The following is a 16,846-nucleotide window of genomic DNA, read 5'->3' on the forward strand; positions in this document are numbered from 1 at the left end:
GGGAAGTAAATGATTCAAATCGATCCAAGAAGCTCAACGCCCATTTACGAACAAATTATTCAGCAAATGAAAGAGCTTTGTTTGAAAGGGATCATGAAGCCTGGTGATAAGCTTCCTTCTGTCAGAGAATTGGCGACGATCATTATTGCGAATCCGAATACTGTCAGCAAAGCGTACAAAGAGCTTGAGCGAGAGGGTATTATTGAAACGCTGCGTGGCAGAGGGACCTATATATCGGAAAATGCAAAAACGACACTGGTTGAAGGGAAGATGACGATGATTAAAGAGCAACTCAAACAGCTCATCATCGATGCACATTATGCGGGGGTTGAGCTGGATAAACTGCAAGAATGGATAAAGGAAATCAGCGCTGATGTGAAAGGGGGCAAGAGCGATGATTGAATTAAGACAGCTGTCAAAAACGATTGACGGAAATCAAGTATTAAAAGATGTTTCATTAACAATTGAAAAAGGAGAAATCTTCGGGCTGCTCGGCCGCAATGGGTCAGGCAAAACGACAATGCTTCGCTTAATCCAGCAAATCATTTTCGCCGACAGCGGGACGATTTTATTTGATGGCGTAGAAATCAAAAAGCATCCGAAGGTCAAACAGAATATCATCTACATGTCTGTTCAAAATCCTTTTTATGATAAGTATACATACAAGCAGCTTGTTGACATCCTGAGAAGGATTTATCCGAAATTTGATGTCACGTACGCGAATGAGCTGATGAACAGATATGAAATTCCAGAAACGAAAAAATACCGCGAGCTGTCGACAGGTTTGAAAAAACAGCTGTCGCTCGTTCTGTCGTTTGCAGCGAGACCGGCACTGATTCTCCTTGATGAACCGACGGACGGTATTGACGCGGTAACAAGACATGATGTGCTGCAGCTGATGGTTGATGAAGTGGCTGAGCGTGATACGAGCATCCTGATCACCTCCCATCGCCTTGAGGACATTGAACGGATGTGCAACCGAATTGGTTTTCTCGAAGATAACAGACTGACAAATGTAATGGATCTTGATGAATTAAAAGAAGAATACATCAAAATTCAAATGGCGTTTGATGAAGATGTCAATCTGGCGATCAGAGAGCAAAACATTCCGATGCTTGATCAGGCCGGTGTGTTTTACACTGTACTGATTCCGAAAAGCGATGAGAAGAACAAGAGCTTTTTGAGAGAGCTGAAGCCAAAAGTGTGGAACGAGCTTCCTGTCAACTTGGAAGAAGTATTCATTGCGAAGTTTGGAGGGAAGCGGAGATGGTAGACCGAGGTCTCCTCTATCGAGAGTGGAAGCAGAATCAAGTGGTGATTTTGTTAAGTATTGTGTTTTTGGTGCTGGCAAATCCGCTCTCTATTGTGAATACGTATTTGTCTTATCAAGGGTGTCTTGATCACCAAGACCCGCAATATTGTGATTTCATTGTGAATTATTCCATAAGCAATCTGATAGATATCAACTGGGTGCCGGGTGTCATTTTGGCGGTCTGCTTCCTGGGAATGGAACGTTCGAGAGGCACGATGGATTTTATATTAAGCCTTCCGTATAACAGAAGCCGAATTTTCCAGACGAAATTTTGGTTAGGCGGTTTTGTGATTGTGCTATCTCAATTGATTGGCTTTTTACTTGCATGGCTGCTAATTCTTGTTTATAGCCCTGAACACGTCTACTATTTTGAGCATAGCAGCGTTGGAGTAATCGTGATTAGTTTTATGGCTTTTTCACTGGTGATGGCCTCCGGAGCGTTGACTGGAAATGCTTTTGCCCAACTGTTAACGGCGTTTTCTGCAGCTATATTGCCGTATTTAATGATTGCATTGCCGGTTGGAAACCTTGAAGTTGTTTTTGATGTGAATATATGGGAAATGTTCCCTTCCCCTGAGAGTTATTTCTCTCTGGCAAGCAATTTATCGAACCTAGTACCGATTAGTTACGTTGTAAATGAATGGCTGACTAACAGTAAATATCTTTTATTGATTCCAGCCGTAATGAGCATGCTATTTTACTTGATTGGCTTTATAAGCTTCAAAAAGCTTCCAAGTGAACGGAACGGACACTTTTTCTTATGGAACAAATTAGATCGTCCGGTGCAAATTTTAGTTATGTCTTTCGGCATCCTTGGATTTGGTTTATTTGGATACTATACCGGACATTCCATTATTGGTTATATTTTGGGGATGATCATTGGGGCAGTGGCTGGATTCTTTGTGAGCTACTTCTCTATTTATAAGAAAACAAAAGTGTAAGAAATGCCTTAGGTTTGGAGTGAGTGAGTTGCCGGATTCCGGACTGCTATACAAAGAGTGGCGGCAGAATAAAGTCGCCTTAGTTATCACCATTTTGGTTTTTATATTGGGTAATCCTTTATCAATTTTAAATATGTATCTCATCTATCAAGGCTGTGTCACTGGAAAAGAAAATTGGGTCGGCCCCTGCGTATTCAGCGTTGATTATTTAAACAGTACATTTATCTCAGTATTTTGGATTTGGGGTGTGGTTTTGGCGGTCAGCCAGCTTGGGATTGAACGAAGCAAGGGCTACTTTGACTTTACATTAAGCCTTCCTTATACACGAGGGCAGATATTTAACGCGAAGTTCTTGACTGGCGGAATGGTGATTGTGATACCGCAACTCATAGGTTATGTTTTATCTGTTTTGCAGATTTTGTTTTTGAAGCCTGATCAGGCCGTTTATTTTCACAACTACAGCTTGGGAATGATCATTGTTAGCATGCTGGCTTATTCTTTGGTTATGGCTGGAGGAACTTTGACGGGCAATATTTTCGCACAGCTTTTAGTCTCATTTACCGTGGCCATTTCGCCGTTTTTACTCATCAGCCTGCCTGCGATCAACATCGAGATCCTTTTAGGAGTGTCAATCGATTTTATCCATGGTCCAGTACTCAAATGGGCACAGTATTTGGTCCCGATAATCTATATAGACTCGAAATGGGTTGAGGATTCTCCGTTTTATTTAGTGATTCCGGCCATCATGACGATCATCTTTTACATCATCGGCTACATCAGTTTTGTCAAACTATCTAATGAACGGAACGGATATTTCTTTTTGTGGAAAACGCTTGACCGCCCGGTACAGGTCATTGTCATTATCATTGGAATCATGGGTTTCGGGTATTTTGGATTTGCCGCAACGGAAAGCTTCATCGGCTACATATTTGGCATGGCTGCTGGCGCCGTGATTGGTTTTCTTATCAGCTATTTTGCGATTTATAAAAAAACAAAACATTTATAAGGGAGAGAGAAAAGATGATTGATGTTCAGCATATTAACCATTCTTTCACGATCGGAAAAAAGGGCCGTGAGAATGAAGTGCCTGTCTTAAAAGATGTCTCGTTGACTGTTGCGAAAGGAGAAATCGCCTGTATCGTCGGACGAAGCGGGTCGGGGAAGTCAACGCTTCTGAATTTGATTTCAGGCTACATCTCACCGACAAAAGGGCGTATTGTGATTAACGGAACTGATGTCACGGGCTTTAATGAAAAGGAATGGGCGCAGTTCCGCCTTGAACACTTTGGGTTTATTTTTCAAAGCTTTCAGCTCATCCCGGGCTTAACGACGTATGAGAATGTGGAAATGCCGCTGGCGTTAAAAGGGATCAAGCCGTCAGAGCGCAAGAAAAAGGTACAGGATATGCTGAAACGCGTCGGTCTTGAAAACCATGCTGCTCACTATCCTAACGAACTGTCGGGCGGACAGCAGCAGCGTGTCAGCATTGCGAGAGCGCTGATTTTAAATCCGTCGATTATTTTAGCGGATGAGCCAACGGGAAGCCTTGATTCAGAAACGGAACAGGAAGTGCTGGAATTGATTCAGCAGCTGAACCGTGAGCGGGGCATTACATTTGTGATTATTACCCATGACGATGAAGTAGCTTCAATCGGACACTCAAAATTCCAGCTGCATGACGGTGTGTTAAAAGGAGGTATTACCGTTGAGATTTAAGGATCAGGTTCATTTTATCAGAAGAAATATGAAGAAAAACAGGCTCCGCGTCTTTATGACAATTCTTGCGACAACAATGGCGTGTGCGTTTTTGGTTGTGCTATCGTCTGTAGGATTTGGGATTCAAAAGACAATCACAGATATGACGATGAGCCAGCAAATTGTGACTAAAGTCAGTGTAATGGGCAAGGAAGGGGATAAGCCTATTAAAAAAGCTGATTTAGAGAAGTATGATCATGTAAGGTCAGTTGTAGAAAGAACGCAAGTGTATGAGCCAAACAAAGCAACTTTAGGCAATCGCACAAATGAAAGCTCTAATCTTATCTTTACCAATATGAACGATGAATTAAAGGCCAATATGGAATTAGAAAAAGGAAGAGTCGCAAAGTCGGAAAATGAAATCGTAGTAGGATACGACTTTGCAAAGAGATTATTGACGAAAAAAGAATCTGAAGCATATAACAAAAAAATCGAAGAAGCAAAAGGAAACCCCGAAGATATAGAAGAACCAAAGGGCTACACGAAAGACATCCTGAACAAAACGATTGAATTAAGTGTATCAAAAACAGATCCTAAAACAGGGGATGTTACGAAAACAAAAACATATGACTTTAAAATTGTCGGTATTACAAAAAAACCATCTCAAGATTGGATGGAGGATTCAGACATTTTCATCAGTGATCAATTCAAAAAAGATTTTTCGGAATTCTTAGATTTTAAAGGCGGAAACGTTGAAAATAAAATTGGCGTTTTTGCTGATAAATTTGAGAACGTGGAACAGCTGACAAATGATCTGACAGATGACGGATACTATGTCACATCAGTTACTACCGAGCTTGAAGGAGCCAACACCTTCTTCATGGTCTTCAAAATCGGCCTGATCTTTGTCGGGTGTATTGCGGTTATCATTTCAGCCATTGGGATATTTAACACGATGACGATGGCGGTTACAGAAAGAACGCAGGAGATCGGCATTATGAAAGCGATTGGGGCGAGTCCGTCTATCATTCGCCGAATGTTCTTGATGGAAAGCGCGTATATCGGAATTTTAGGCTGTGTGATTGGAATTATCATTTCTTACGGCGTGAGCTACCTTGTCAACCTGGCCGTTCCGATGATTCTCGCGGCGACAAGCGGAGGCGAAGCGGGCGATCTGAATTATACGTTTTCTTATATTCCGCTCAGCCTTGTCATCATTGCGGTTGTGATTTGCGGCGGTGTCGCTGTGATATCGGGTATGAACCCAGCCCGAAAAGCAACAAAAACCAACGTGCTGACAGCTTTAAGAAGAGAGTTGTAATCAGAAAAAGCCGGCTGAACCAGCCGGCTTTTCTGTATAGCGCATCAACAAGATTTGCTATACACTTGATAAAAAAGGAAAAAGTGCGGTGAGTCCATTGTTTAAACTTTTGCTGATAGAAGATGATAAATCGCTGTTTCATGAAATCAAGGAGCGCTTAACGGGATGGTCCTATGATGTATACGGCATACAGGATTTCAGCCAAGTAATGCAGGAATTTGCGTCAATCAAACCCGATTGCGTCATTATTGATGTTCAGCTCCCTAAATTTGACGGGTTTCATTGGTGCCGGCTGATCCGTTCCCGGTCAAATGTTCCGATTCTCTTTTTATCCTCTCGTGACCACCCTGCTGATATGGTCATGTCGATGCAGCTGGGAGCGGATGACTTTATTCAAAAGCCGTTTCATTTTGATGTGCTGATTGCGAAAATCCAAGCGATTTTCCGGCGCGTGCATCATTATAATACGGAGCCGAGCACGATCAAAACATGGTGCGGGGCTGCCATAGACGCGGAGCAGAACCTCGTCAGCAATGACGAAGGCTCTGTTGAACTGACTAAAAATGAAATGTTTATTCTAAAACAGCTAATAGTACAAAAAAACAAGATCGTCAGCCGGGAAGAGCTGATCAGAAGCTTGTGGAATGACGAGCGTTTTGTCAGCGATAATACGCTGACCGTCAATGTCAACCGCCTGCGGAAAAAACTGGACGAACTGCAGCTTGGAACATATATCGAGACGAAAGTCGGCCAAGGCTACATGGCGAAGGAACAGGATCATTTCTATGATTAAAGCATTCCTCATCGAAAGACGAAGCTGGATTGCCGCATTTTTGCTGCAGCAAATTCTGATTTTGCTGATTGCTTTTGTCGATCCGTCTATTCCATTTAAAAATGTTCTTTATATTGTTTATTTGTGTGTCCTGATCTTTGTTGTGTTTGTTATTATCCGTTTTCGGAAAGAAACCGCATTCTATAAAAGCCTCGAAGAATGGGAAAATAATCTTGATGTCACAGCCATAAGTGAACCGGAGACGCCGTTTGAAGTGATGATTGAAAATAGCCTCACCGGACAAACGGAACAATTGAAGCAATCTGCATTGCAGAATCGCTTGGCATTAGAAAATGAAAAAGATGAACTGATGGCGTGGATACATGAGGTCAAAACGCCATTAACAGCGCTGCATTTAATCATCGATCGGATGGAAGACCCATCATTAAAATCCCAGCTATCGTATGAGTGGCTGCGCATCCATCTGCTTCTTGATCAGCAGCTTCATCAAAAGCGCATGTCCTTTATCGAAAATGATCTGTCTTTAGAGATGATCAAGCTTAAGCCCTTGATTATCAAAGAGATCAGAGACTTGCAATCGTGGTGTATACAGAAAGGAATCGGTTTTGACATTCAGCTGGAGGCAGAGGAAGTCTTAAGCGATGCGAAATGGCTGGCCTTTATCATCAGGCAGCTGCTGACCAACGCCGTAAAATACAGTGAAGCCGCTGATATTGTGATCAACAGCTATGAAAAAGACGAACGGAAGGTTCTTGAGGTGAAAGATTTTGGACGGGGCATTGACAGGAAAGATGTCTCACGAATTTTTGATAAAGGGTTTACATCTACAACCGATCATCATAATCAGTCTTCTACAGGCATGGGGCTGTATCTGGCGAAGAGAGCTGCAGGACCGTTGCTGATCGATATCGATGTGCATTCAGAGCTTGGGGATGGAACAACCTTTACTTTAACCTTTCCGAAACGAAATCAATTCGAACGTGTCATTAGCGTGTGACGAAAATGTCACATGCTTTTCTTTTTTGTTCGCCTAATCGAAGGAAAAGCCCGGCAATCCTTTTTATAATAACAGTATCCAATATAAAGGAGACTACGGAAATGATGATTTTAGAAGCGAATAAAATTCGAAAAAGCTATGGTAACAAGCTAAATAAACAGGAAGTGCTGAAGGGCATCGATATTCACATTGAAAAGGGCGAATTCGTCAGTATTATGGGTGCTTCAGGGTCAGGCAAAACGACTTTGCTTAACGTTCTGTCCTCGATTGATAAGGTCAGCCAAGGAACGATCAATATTAACGGAAACGAAATGACGTCCTTGAAGGAAAAGCAGCTGGCTGAATTTAGAAAACAGCACTTAGGCTTTATCTTTCAAGATTACAATTTGTTAGACACATTAACAGTGAAAGAAAATATTCTTCTGCCGTTATCGATCACGAAAATATCAAAAAAAGAAGCAAACCGCAAGTTTGAGGAAGTGGCCAAGGAATTGGGAATTTATGAATTGCGGGATAAGTATCCGAATGAAATTTCCGGCGGCCAGAAGCAGAGAACATCCGCCGGGAGAGCGTTTATTCATGACCCGAGCATTATATTCGCTGATGAACCGACAGGCGCGCTTGATTCGAAATCAGCCTCTGATCTATTAAACAAGCTGAGCCAGCTCAATCAAAAACGCAGCGCCACCATTATTATGGTTACCCATGATCCCGTTGCAGCGAGCTACTGCGGCAGAGTCATTTTTATTAAGGATGGCCTGATGTATACCCAGCTGAATAAAGGGGGCCAAGACAGGCAGACGTTTTTCCAGGATATCATGAAAACACAAGGCGTGTTAGGCGGGGTGCAGCATGAACATTAATCAGCTCATTCTGCGAAATCTGAAAAAGAATATCAGGAATTATTATCTCTATGTGTTTGCTTTAATCTTTAGTGTGGCGCTTTATTTCGCATTTGTCACACTCCAATATGACCCGGCCATTAATGAAGTAAAAGCTTCCATTAAAGGCGCGGCGGCTATTAAAACCGCTTCAATTTTGCTTGTGGCTGTTGTATCAATCTTTATTTTGTACGCCAATACCATTTTTATTAAAAGGCGGAGTAAAGAGATCGGGCTGTTTCAATTAATCGGAATGACAAAGCACAAAATCTTTCGTATCTTAAGTGCGGAAAATATCATGCTGTATTTCGGCTCGTTAGCCATCGGGGTTTTTGCCGGATTTTCAATCTCAAAGCTTGTGCTCATGATCTTGTTCAAAATCGTCGATGTCAAAGCTGATGCGAAACTGCATTTTTCTGGGCAAGCTTTGGTTCAAACAATCATTGTGTTCTGCGGCATTTACCTTTTGATTATGATCATGAATTATACGTTTATCAAAAAACAAAGCATTTTATCTTTGTTTAAAGTAACATCTTCCACTGAGGATAAAGTGAAGAGAATCTCTTTTTTTCAGATGCTGATCGGGGCGCTGGGCATCGTGTTGATTTTAACGGGATACTACGTGTCTTCCGAGCTGTTTAGCGGAAAATTCAAGACCATAAATGAACTGTTTTTCGCAATGAGTTTGATCTTAGGGTCCGTCATTATCGGGACGTTTCTCTTTTATAAAGGATCGGTTACGTTTATCTCGAACATCATTCGGAAAAGCAAGGGCGGGTACTTGAATATCTCAGAGGTTCTGTCACTGTCATCGATTATGTTCAGGATGAAATCGAACGCTTTGCTGCTGACAATTATCACAACCGTTTCAGCGCTCGCCATCGGGCTGTTATCCCTTGCCTATATTTCGTATTACTCGGCAGAAAAGACTGCTGAACAAAATGTAGCGGCCGATTTTTCATTCATGAATGAGAAAGATGCCAAACAGTTTGAAAGCAGTTTGAGTGAAAATGACATCTCGTACGTCAGAAAAGAAATGCCTGTCCTGCAATCGTCTTTTGATCTCACAAATATCATGGATGGAACTCCGAAAGAGATGCAGGGCGATCCCAGCAATATGCAGCTTGCTGTTGTTAGCGACAAAGATGTAAAAGGAGTCGATGTGGCGGCTGGGGAGGCGGTTTTCTCAGGATACACTGATTTGCTGCAAAAAATAATGGTTTTAAAAGACTCCGGCAGCATTAAAGTCAAAAGCAAGAATGAGACACAATCATTACACTATAAAGGATTAAGAGAAGAGTTTCTTGTATCCTACACGTTTACAGCCGGGGGAATGCCCGCAGTCATAGTGGATGACAACCTGTTTAAACAGCTGAATAAAGATAAAGACCCTCGCATTCAGCTGCCGCAATCTGAATTTATCGGCATCAATATGAAACATGGAGATCAGCTTGAAAAAGCAAATGAGCTTTTTCAAAAGGTCAACAAGAAAGATCTGCATTTATCAAGGCTGGATACAAGTATTGCGCAAAAATCTCTTTTTGGTATGGTCATGTTCATCGTTGGTTTCTTAGGATTAACATTTCTCATCACCTCGGGGTGTATCCTTTACTTTAAACAAATGGGTGAAAGTGAAGAAGAAAAACCGAATTATACCATCCTAAGAAAACTCGGTTTTACACAGGGAGACCTGCTGAAGGGGATACGCATCAAGCAAATGTATAACTTCGGCATTCCATTGGTGATCGGCCTCTTTCACAGTTATTTTGCCGTTCAATCCGGCTGGTTCTTATTCGGATCAGAGGTATGGTCGCCGATGATTATAGTGATGGTGTTATATACTGCACTCTATTCTATTTTCGGTATTCTGTCGGTTCTTTATTATAAAAAGGTGATTAAGTCGGCATTGTAAAATAGTAAAAGCTCCAGAGAAACTGGAGCTTTTTTGTTTATCGTTTCGGCGCCCGATACCCGGCTGCCTCAGCCTCTTTAACTGAACAAAACATTTCAGCAGGGTCTGTCGTCCGGTCATAGTATGTACTGCCCGGCGTATGATAAATGCCGTTTTTGCTGCCTTTGATAAGACAGCCTTCTGCTGTATCAGCTGAGCTGGTTTCGTTGCTTTTATTTGTGCTGGTTGAAGAATGTTCACTGTTTTCTTTTGTGCTGGCTGTTCGGTTTTGTGCCTCTTTTAATTGCTTTTCAAGTTTTGTTTTATCTTGTTGAAGGGTTTCATTTTCAGCCTTTGCTGTTTTGGTATCATCTTTGAGCTGTTTTTGTTTTTCTTGAAGTTCTTTATTTTCTGCTTTTAATGATTTCTGAGTCTTTTTTAGTTCACTATTTTCTTTCTCCAGCTGCTTGAGCTTGTCTTGATCTTTTGTGTCGTCTTTCAGTTTCTTTGCTTCAGAGCTGATGGCTTCATACTCTTTCTCAAGTGCTTCATGCTCTTGTTTAAGACTTTTATATTCAGTGTTTAGTGCTGAATATTTTTTATCGGCATTTGCTGCGGCAGCGTCAGGTTCTGACAAAGCTGCTCCGGTGAAGAGCAGAATGAGACCTCCAATAAAAAGCGGCCAAAAGAGTTTTTTAGAGAATCGTTTTTCTTTTTTCAGCACATATCTGACGAGATGGTACACTCCATAGCCAAGCGAAAAGAGAAATACAAAAAAACCGAGTAATGCGAATGCCATTTCCATGAAAATTACCCCTTTTTCTATTTATTTTACAATTTTCGAACAATATTTGTTAGATTTTTTCACACTCATCTGTTGAAAAATATGAGATAGACAGATAGAATGAATGTGCTATGATTACTGGATTCGTACGGAGCCTGTTGAGGTTTCCGTTTTTTCATGAGCTTTTATAGATAAGAAAGGGGGATCAGTATGCCGCGCGCATTGAAAATTTTAGTGATAGGGATGTTTATTAATGTGACAGGGGCATCCTTTTTATGGCCGCTTAACACGATCTATATTCATAATCATTTAGGAAAGTCGTTAACGGTCGCGGGGATTGTCCTTATGCTGAATTCCGGCGCCAGTGTGGCAGGGAATTTATGCGGCGGGTTTTTGTTTGATAAAATCGGCGGGTTCAAATCCATCATGCTCGGAATTGCGATTACGTTAGCAAGTCTGGTGGGTCTCGTCTTTTTTCATGATTGGCCGTTTTATATAGTGCTGCTTACGATTGTCGGGTTTGGTTCGGGTGTTGTTTTTCCGGCCAGTTACGCAATGGCTGGATCAGTGTGGCCTGAAGGGGGAAGAAGGGCATTTAATGCGATTTATGTCGCGCAAAACGCAGGTGTTGCCGTCGGTTCTGCGCTTGGCGGCGTGGTGGCATCTTTCTCGTTTTCATACGTATTTTTGGCGAACGCCGCGCTGTATGTGGTCTTTTTCTTTATCGTATATTTCGGATTTCGAAACATTCAGACGAAGGATGTGTCTCAAACGTCTGTGCTTGATTATGACGCTGTAAGCAGCAAAGCGAAATTTACGGCTCTGGTCATACTGAGCAGCGGGTATGTGCTCGGATGGCTCGCATATTCTCAATGGTCTACCACCATTGCATCGTACACGCAAAGCATCGGAATGTCTCTTTCTTTATATAGTGTGCTGTGGACAATTAACGGAATTTTAATTGTGGTTGGACAGCCGCTTGTCAGCTTTTTTGTGAAAAAATGGGCTGAGTCGCTGAAAGCGCAAATGATCATTGGTTTTGTCATTTTTATTGTGTCTTACAGCATGCTGCTGACTGCGAAGCAATTTCCAATGTTTCTGGCTGCCATGGTGATCTTGACCATCGGGGAAATGCTTGTTTGGCCTGCCGTGCCGACGATTGCCAATCAGCTTGCGCCTAAAGGGAAAGAAGGGTTTTATCAAGGGTTTGTGAACAGCGCTGCGACAGGTGGCAGAATGATAGGGCCTTTGTTCGGAGGAGTGCTCGTCGATCATTCCGGCATTCACGCTCTTGTTTTATCACTTTTGGTTTTGCTTATGATCAGCATAGCCACGACGATTTTATACGACAAACGGTTAAAATCAGCTGATAAAGCGAATAAGCAAGCTTCAGTTTCTTCATAAGAAAGATCCCGCCGGATGAGCGGGATCTTTTTACATAATCGGAAGCACGTTCACGGCATCCTTTACATTAGAATATGTTTTCAGCGATGAGAAATTGGCATCCAGTTTATTCATCTTCATGGCCAATTCGGGCTTAATGCCGGTAATGACTAATTCGGTACCGGTCAATTTCAGCAAATGGCTCAGCTTGAAAATCTGGTCGGCGGTTTGTTCATTTACTTGTGCCAATCCTGATAAATCAATGATCAAATAATCATCTTTGGATGTTGATAAGATATTCGTCAATGTGCTGACGATGGAATTAAATCGCTCCTCTGTCAGGTTGCCGACTAGCGGAAGAGCCGAAATGCCGTTGCGAATCGGCACAATAGGAGTTGAAAGTGCAGTAATTTCTGTGAGGGAATCCTCGAGAAGCTTTTCATACTCTTTTTGCTTGGTGATGTCTTTTTGAATTCCGACAAAATAGGTTTTGTCTTCTATTTCCAGCGGATCAATATTTAACTCATTCCAGAACATCGTTCCGTCTTTTTTGTAGTTTTGAATCTGAACTGTAACCGGTTCTTTATTTTGTAAACCGGCTCTGATGCTGTCCACTTCACCAGCGTCTGTATCTTTTCCCTGTAAGAAGCGGCAGTTCTTCCCTAAAATTTCCTCGGCCTCATAGCCGGTCATTTGAACAAAGCCTTGGTTTACGTAGACAATCGGATTATCTTCAAGTGAAGGATCTGTAATCACTACGCCGACTCGCGCGTGATCAAGCGCTTTTTTGATGACGTCCAGCTGTCCTTTTATTCCGAATGATTGAAAACTAGCCATATAATTCCCCCTTAGGCCGCCAGCTTGCTATGCGAAAGCCTGATATTCCCCTTTTTTTAATGAATTCTACAGTAACCGTAGCACAACACATGTTCTGATTCAAGCAAGCGCAGTTTGCTGTTTGTCATTAGGGCTTGTCCTCGTATACACTAAAAATAAGAACAGACTTTGAACATATGAACGGAAAGGTTTCTATATGCTAACTAGGTGACTAGGTCAATGTCACTGGGTGAAAAATGAATCTAATGCATCAAGCTTACCGATCATGTGTTCACATATAATGGAAGAAACAAGCTTTTTTCAGATTTGCCAGTATGTAGATATCGAAAATCATCGGAATCGTTTAAGGGGGCTGGATGGCCTGAAGTCGCTTTACGAAATAAGGGCTTTAGGAAGGTGATGATGAAGATGCTGCATCAGGTACTTATTGCTTGTGTAATTGGAGGAATCATGGGGATTCTCGGTCATGTGAAAAAGAGAGGCAGGCTGGAGAAGCCCAGAATGACGAAGCGGTTTATCTACCTTGGATTTTTGGAAGATTGGTTTATCGGCATGACAGCTTCCATTTTACTTGTATTATCCGCTGACCCCGATTCAGGAATTCAACTTGTCATCTTATCCATTATCTCAGGCTACGGCGGTGAAGCTGTTCTCAGAAGCTTTGATTTTGTAAGAGAAATGAACAGCGGCGGCGAACCGGCCGAGTCGAAACGTCAAACCAAAACTCCACCAGAATAATTGTCCTCAATCTTCGCCCGTTCAGGGTACATTCCCATTGTATACAAACCTGCTTGCACTTATGAACAGAATTCTATAAAATACAGTTAAGATTACGGTTGCGATAAGAACAATGAAGAGGAGCAGTAAGAAGCAGATATTGTCTCAGAGAGTTGACGGCTGGTGAAAGTCAATCAAGTTTGTTTCCGAACTCACCTCAGAGTTGCAGCGGTGAAAAGCCGCTGACGCATAACTGCGTTAAAAGTATCAAGTGAGTGCGGCGTCTGCCGCGCTAACGAGGGTGGTACCGCGGGAAAACGAAAGTCTCTCGTCCCTTTTAGGGATGAGGGAGTTTTTTTTAGTTTGGGAATATTCTGAATATAATTGTCCCTTTCCCGTCAATACTTGAACCATAAAACGCCGTATTCAATCAGAAGGAGGTTTTTACTTTGAGTTTTCAGCACAAAGAGATAGAAAAGAAATGGCAAAATTATTGGCTGGAAAACAAAACATTTGCCACTCTTGATCATAATGAGAAACAAAAATTTTACGCGCTGGACATGTTTCCTTATCCGTCTGGAGCGGGTCTGCACGTCGGACACCCTGAAGGCTATACAGCGACGGATATCCTCTCCCGCATGAAGCGCATGCAGGGGTATGACGTTCTTCATCCGATGGGCTGGGACGCATTCGGTCTGCCGGCTGAGCAATACGCTCTCGACACCGGGAATGACCCGGCAGTGTTTACGAAGCAGAATATTGATAATTTCCGCCGCCAAATTCAGGCGCTCGGTTTTTCATATGATTGGGATCGCGAAATCAACACGACAGATCCTGAATACTATAAATGGACACAATGGATTTTCTTAAAGCTTTATGAAAAGGGCCTTGCTTACGTTGATGAGGTGCCGGTAAACTGGTGCCCTGCACTCGGTACGGTTCTTGCCAACGAAGAAGTCATCGACGGAAAGAGTGAACGCGGCGGCCATCCGGTCGAAAGACGCCCGATGAAGCAGTGGATGCTGAAAATCACAGCTTATGCGGACAGGCTTCTTGATGACTTGGAAGAGCTTGATTGGCCGGAGAGCATTAAAGACATGCAGCGCAACTGGATCGGCCGTTCTGAAGGTGCGCACGTTCATTTTGGCATAGACGGACATGATGAATCATTTACGGTGTTTACAACAAGACCTGATACATTGTTTGGCGCTACATACACTGTACTTGCTCCGGAGCATGCATTGGTAGAAAAAATCACAGCTGCTGAGCAAAAAGAAGCTGTTGAAGCTTATATCAAAGAAATTCAATCAAAGAGTGACCTTGAGCGCACGGATCTCGCGAAAACAAAGACAGGCGTCTTCACGGGAGCTTATGCGATCAATCCTGTAAACGGTGAAAAACTGCCGATCTGGATCGCAGATTATGTTCTTGCTTCATACGGAACAGGTGCAGTCATGGCTGTTCCCGGTCACGATGAGCGTGATTTTGAATTCGCCAACACATTTGGCCTTCCAGTCAAGGAAGTCGTGAAAGGCGGAAATGTTGAGGAAGAAGCGTACACAGGCGACGGAGAGCACGTAAACTCTGACTTCCTTAACGGACTTAATAAACAGGAAGCGATTGAAAAAATCATCGCTTGGCTGGAAGAAACGAAAAACGGTGAAAAGAAAGTCACTTACCGTCTGCGCGACTGGCTCTTCAGCCGCCAGCGTTACTGGGGCGAGCCGATTCCGATCATTCATTGGGAGGACGGAACGTCAACAGCAGTGCCGGAGGAAGAACTGCCGCTGATTCTGCCGAAAACAAACGAAATCAAACCGAGCGGCACCGGCGAATCACCGCTTGCGAACATTAAAGAGTGGGTTGAAGTAACAGACCCTGAAACAGGGAAAAAAGGAAGAAGAGAAACGAATACAATGCCGCAATGGGCGGGAAGCTGCTGGTATTTCTTGCGCTACATTGATCCGCACAATTCGGATCAGCTGGCATCACCTGAGAAAATGGAAAAATGGCTTCCGGTTGATATGTATATCGGCGGCGCGGAGCATGCTGTGCTTCACCTTCTGTATGCCCGTTTCTGGCACAAGTTCCTTTATGATATCGGTGTAGTGCCGACGAAAGAACCGTTCCAAAAGCTGTATAACCAAGGAATGATTCTCGGTGAAAACAACGAGAAAATGAGTAAGTCAAAAGGGAACGTTGTCAACCCTGATGAAATCGTTGCATCTCACGGCGCTGATACACTGAGATTGTACGAAATGTTCATGGGACCGCTTGATGCTTCAATTGCCTGGTCTGAATCAGGCTTAGACGGCGCACGCCGCTTCCTTGACCGCGTATGGCGCCTGTTTGTTGAAGACAGCGGTGAGCTTAATGGCAAAATCGTTGAAGGCGCCGGTGAAACATTGGAGCGCGTCTATCATGAAACAGTCATGAAAGTGACAGACCACTATGAGGGCCTGCGTTTTAACACAGGTATTTCTCAGCTGATGGTCTTTATCAACGAAGCCTATAAAGCGTCAGAGCTGCCGAAGGAATATATGGAAGGCTTTGTGAAGCTTCTTTCTCCTATCGCGCCTCACCTCGCGGAAGAGCTGTGGGAGAAATTGGGCCATAGCGGTACAATTGCATATGAGGCTTGGCCTGTATATGATGAAGCAAAACTTGTTGACGACGAAGTTGAAATCGTTGTTCAGCTGAATGGAAAAGTGAAAGCGAAACTACAGGTTCCTGCAGATGCGACGAAGGAACAGCTCGAACAGCTTGCTCAAGCAGATGAAAAGGTCAAAGAGCAGCTTGAAGGCAAAACCATTCGTAAAATCATCGCGGTGCCTGGCAAGCTTGTCAATATTGTGGCAAACTAATCCTGGAAAAATCCCCTTTTTCAAAAAGGGGATTTTTTTCATCAGTCTCTGAATAGCAATCGTCCAGCTGACTTTGATATACTGAACATGATTATTGGTGAATAGGAGTGTTTTCTTTGGAAATAAAAGAAATCAGCACAGCTGCTTTGAAAGAAAAAATCGAGGCGGATGAAGAATTGTATTTGATTGATGTCAGAGAAGATGAAGAGGTTGCGGAAGGCATGATCCCGCAAGCGGTTCATATTCGCATGGGGGATATTCCTGAAAAAATGGACACCCTCGATAAAGACAAAGAGTACACTTTTATCTGCCGATCAGGGATGCGCAGCATGAATGTCTGCAGGTATTTGGATGAGCAAGGCTTTAAAACAGTCAACGTAGAAGGCGGTATGATGGCCTGGGAAGGTGAAACGAAACCGAAAAACTAGGG

16 protein-coding genes and 1 other annotated feature are annotated in these 16,846 nt (G+C 42.9%); of the genes, 14 read left to right on the forward strand and 2 right to left on the reverse strand.

Translation table 11 applies throughout. The annotated features are described in order from the left end of the window. Positions 1-9 precede the first annotated feature (9 nt). From ytrA to LNN34_RS00280, 10 genes are all read left to right on the forward strand, one after another. Entirely contained in the window at positions 10-402 is a 393-nt protein-coding gene (gene ytrA, locus LNN34_RS00235; protein ID WP_024122575.1) for a GntR family transcriptional regulator YtrA, read from the forward strand. Beyond that, positions 395-1,273: an ABC transporter ATP-binding protein YtrB gene (gene ytrB, locus LNN34_RS00240; protein WP_198097393.1), complete on the forward strand. Its 879-nt coding sequence runs from the start codon at positions 395-397 to the stop codon at positions 1,271-1,273. Before ytrA ends, ytrB begins: the two co-directional genes overlap by 8 nt. Next, entirely contained in the window at positions 1,267-2,253 is a 987-nt protein-coding gene (ytrC, locus tag LNN34_RS00245; RefSeq protein ID WP_095714568.1) for an ABC transporter permease YtrC, read from the forward strand. The genes ytrB and ytrC overlap by 7 nt, the downstream gene beginning before the upstream one ends. A 28-nt stretch (positions 2,254-2,281) precedes the next feature. Then, the gene (gene ytrD, locus LNN34_RS00250; RefSeq protein ID WP_229042465.1) at positions 2,282-3,259 is read left to right on the forward strand and encodes an ABC transporter permease YtrD; all 978 of its coding nucleotides are present in this window, start codon (positions 2,282-2,284) and stop codon (positions 3,257-3,259) included. Positions 3,260-3,273: 14 nt separating this feature from the next. Beyond that, positions 3,274-3,969, forward strand: coding sequence for an ABC transporter ATP-binding protein YtrE (gene ytrE, locus LNN34_RS00255; RefSeq protein WP_095714566.1), 696 nt, complete (start codon positions 3,274-3,276; stop codon positions 3,967-3,969). Beyond that, entirely contained in the window at positions 3,959-5,269 is a 1,311-nt protein-coding gene (ytrF, locus tag LNN34_RS00260) for an ABC transporter permease YtrF (protein ID WP_229042467.1), read from the forward strand. The genes ytrE and ytrF overlap by 11 nt, the downstream gene beginning before the upstream one ends. Before the next feature lie 97 nt (positions 5,270-5,366). Beyond that, complete coding sequence (locus LNN34_RS00265; RefSeq protein ID WP_059335666.1) at positions 5,367-6,062, forward strand: response regulator transcription factor; 696 nt, start codon at positions 5,367-5,369, stop codon at positions 6,060-6,062. Next, on the forward strand, positions 6,055-7,059 hold the full coding sequence (locus tag LNN34_RS00270; protein WP_059352159.1) for a sensor histidine kinase: 1,005 nt from the start codon (positions 6,055-6,057) through the stop codon (positions 7,057-7,059). The genes LNN34_RS00265 and LNN34_RS00270 overlap by 8 nt, the downstream gene beginning before the upstream one ends. Before the next feature lie 101 nt (positions 7,060-7,160). Further along, positions 7,161-7,922: a bacitracin ABC transporter ATP-binding protein BceA gene (gene bceA / locus LNN34_RS00275; RefSeq protein WP_044153733.1), complete on the forward strand. Its 762-nt coding sequence runs from the start codon at positions 7,161-7,163 to the stop codon at positions 7,920-7,922. Beyond that, entirely contained in the window at positions 7,912-9,852 is a 1,941-nt protein-coding gene (locus LNN34_RS00280) for an FtsX-like permease family protein (RefSeq protein WP_229042468.1), read from the forward strand. The genes bceA and LNN34_RS00280 overlap by 11 nt, the downstream gene beginning before the upstream one ends. A 37-nt stretch (positions 9,853-9,889) precedes the next feature. On the opposite strand, the gene LNN34_RS00285 is transcribed toward LNN34_RS00280, so the two are convergent. After that, positions 9,890-10,636: an LMBR1 domain-containing protein gene (locus LNN34_RS00285; RefSeq protein ID WP_229042469.1), complete on the reverse strand. Its 747-nt coding sequence runs from the start codon at positions 10,634-10,636 to the stop codon at positions 9,890-9,892. 189 nt (positions 10,637-10,825) lie between these two features. Between LNN34_RS00285 and LNN34_RS00290 the strand changes: the two genes are divergently transcribed. Next, on the forward strand, positions 10,826-12,019 hold the full coding sequence (locus LNN34_RS00290) for an MDR family MFS transporter (protein ID WP_044153739.1): 1,194 nt from the start codon (positions 10,826-10,828) through the stop codon (positions 12,017-12,019). Between the two features lie 30 nt (positions 12,020-12,049). Here the strand turns inward: LNN34_RS00290 and LNN34_RS00295 are convergent, their stop codons facing one another. Next, positions 12,050-12,835, reverse strand: coding sequence for a blue-light photoreceptor (locus LNN34_RS00295; RefSeq protein WP_202663803.1), 786 nt, complete (start codon positions 12,833-12,835; stop codon positions 12,050-12,052). A 402-nt stretch (positions 12,836-13,237) separates the two neighbouring features. Between LNN34_RS00295 and LNN34_RS00300 the strand changes: the two genes are divergently transcribed. The 3 genes from LNN34_RS00300 (at position 13,238) to LNN34_RS00310 (ending at position 16,844) form a co-directional block, all read left to right on the forward strand. Then, positions 13,238-13,573 (forward strand): DUF4257 domain-containing protein, encoded by a 336-nt coding sequence (locus tag LNN34_RS00300; RefSeq protein ID WP_003223352.1) that lies wholly within the window; start codon positions 13,238-13,240, stop codon positions 13,571-13,573. A gap of 103 nt (positions 13,574-13,676) precedes the next feature. Beyond that, positions 13,677-13,891: a binding site (T-box leader), on the forward strand. 110 nt (positions 13,892-14,001) lie between these two features. Continuing rightward, positions 14,002-16,416: a leucine--tRNA ligase gene (gene leuS, locus LNN34_RS00305; protein WP_059335626.1), complete on the forward strand. Its 2,415-nt coding sequence runs from the start codon at positions 14,002-14,004 to the stop codon at positions 16,414-16,416. A 116-nt stretch (positions 16,417-16,532) separates the two neighbouring features. Next, complete coding sequence (locus LNN34_RS00310) at positions 16,533-16,844, forward strand: rhodanese-like domain-containing protein (RefSeq protein ID WP_044153745.1); 312 nt, start codon at positions 16,533-16,535, stop codon at positions 16,842-16,844. Positions 16,845-16,846: the final 2 nt, after the last annotated feature.

Origin of the sequence: Bacillus sp. AF23 (genome assembly GCF_020861455.1) — a bacterium.
Lineage (GTDB): Bacteria > Bacillota > Bacilli > Bacillales > Bacillaceae > Bacillus > Bacillus halotolerans.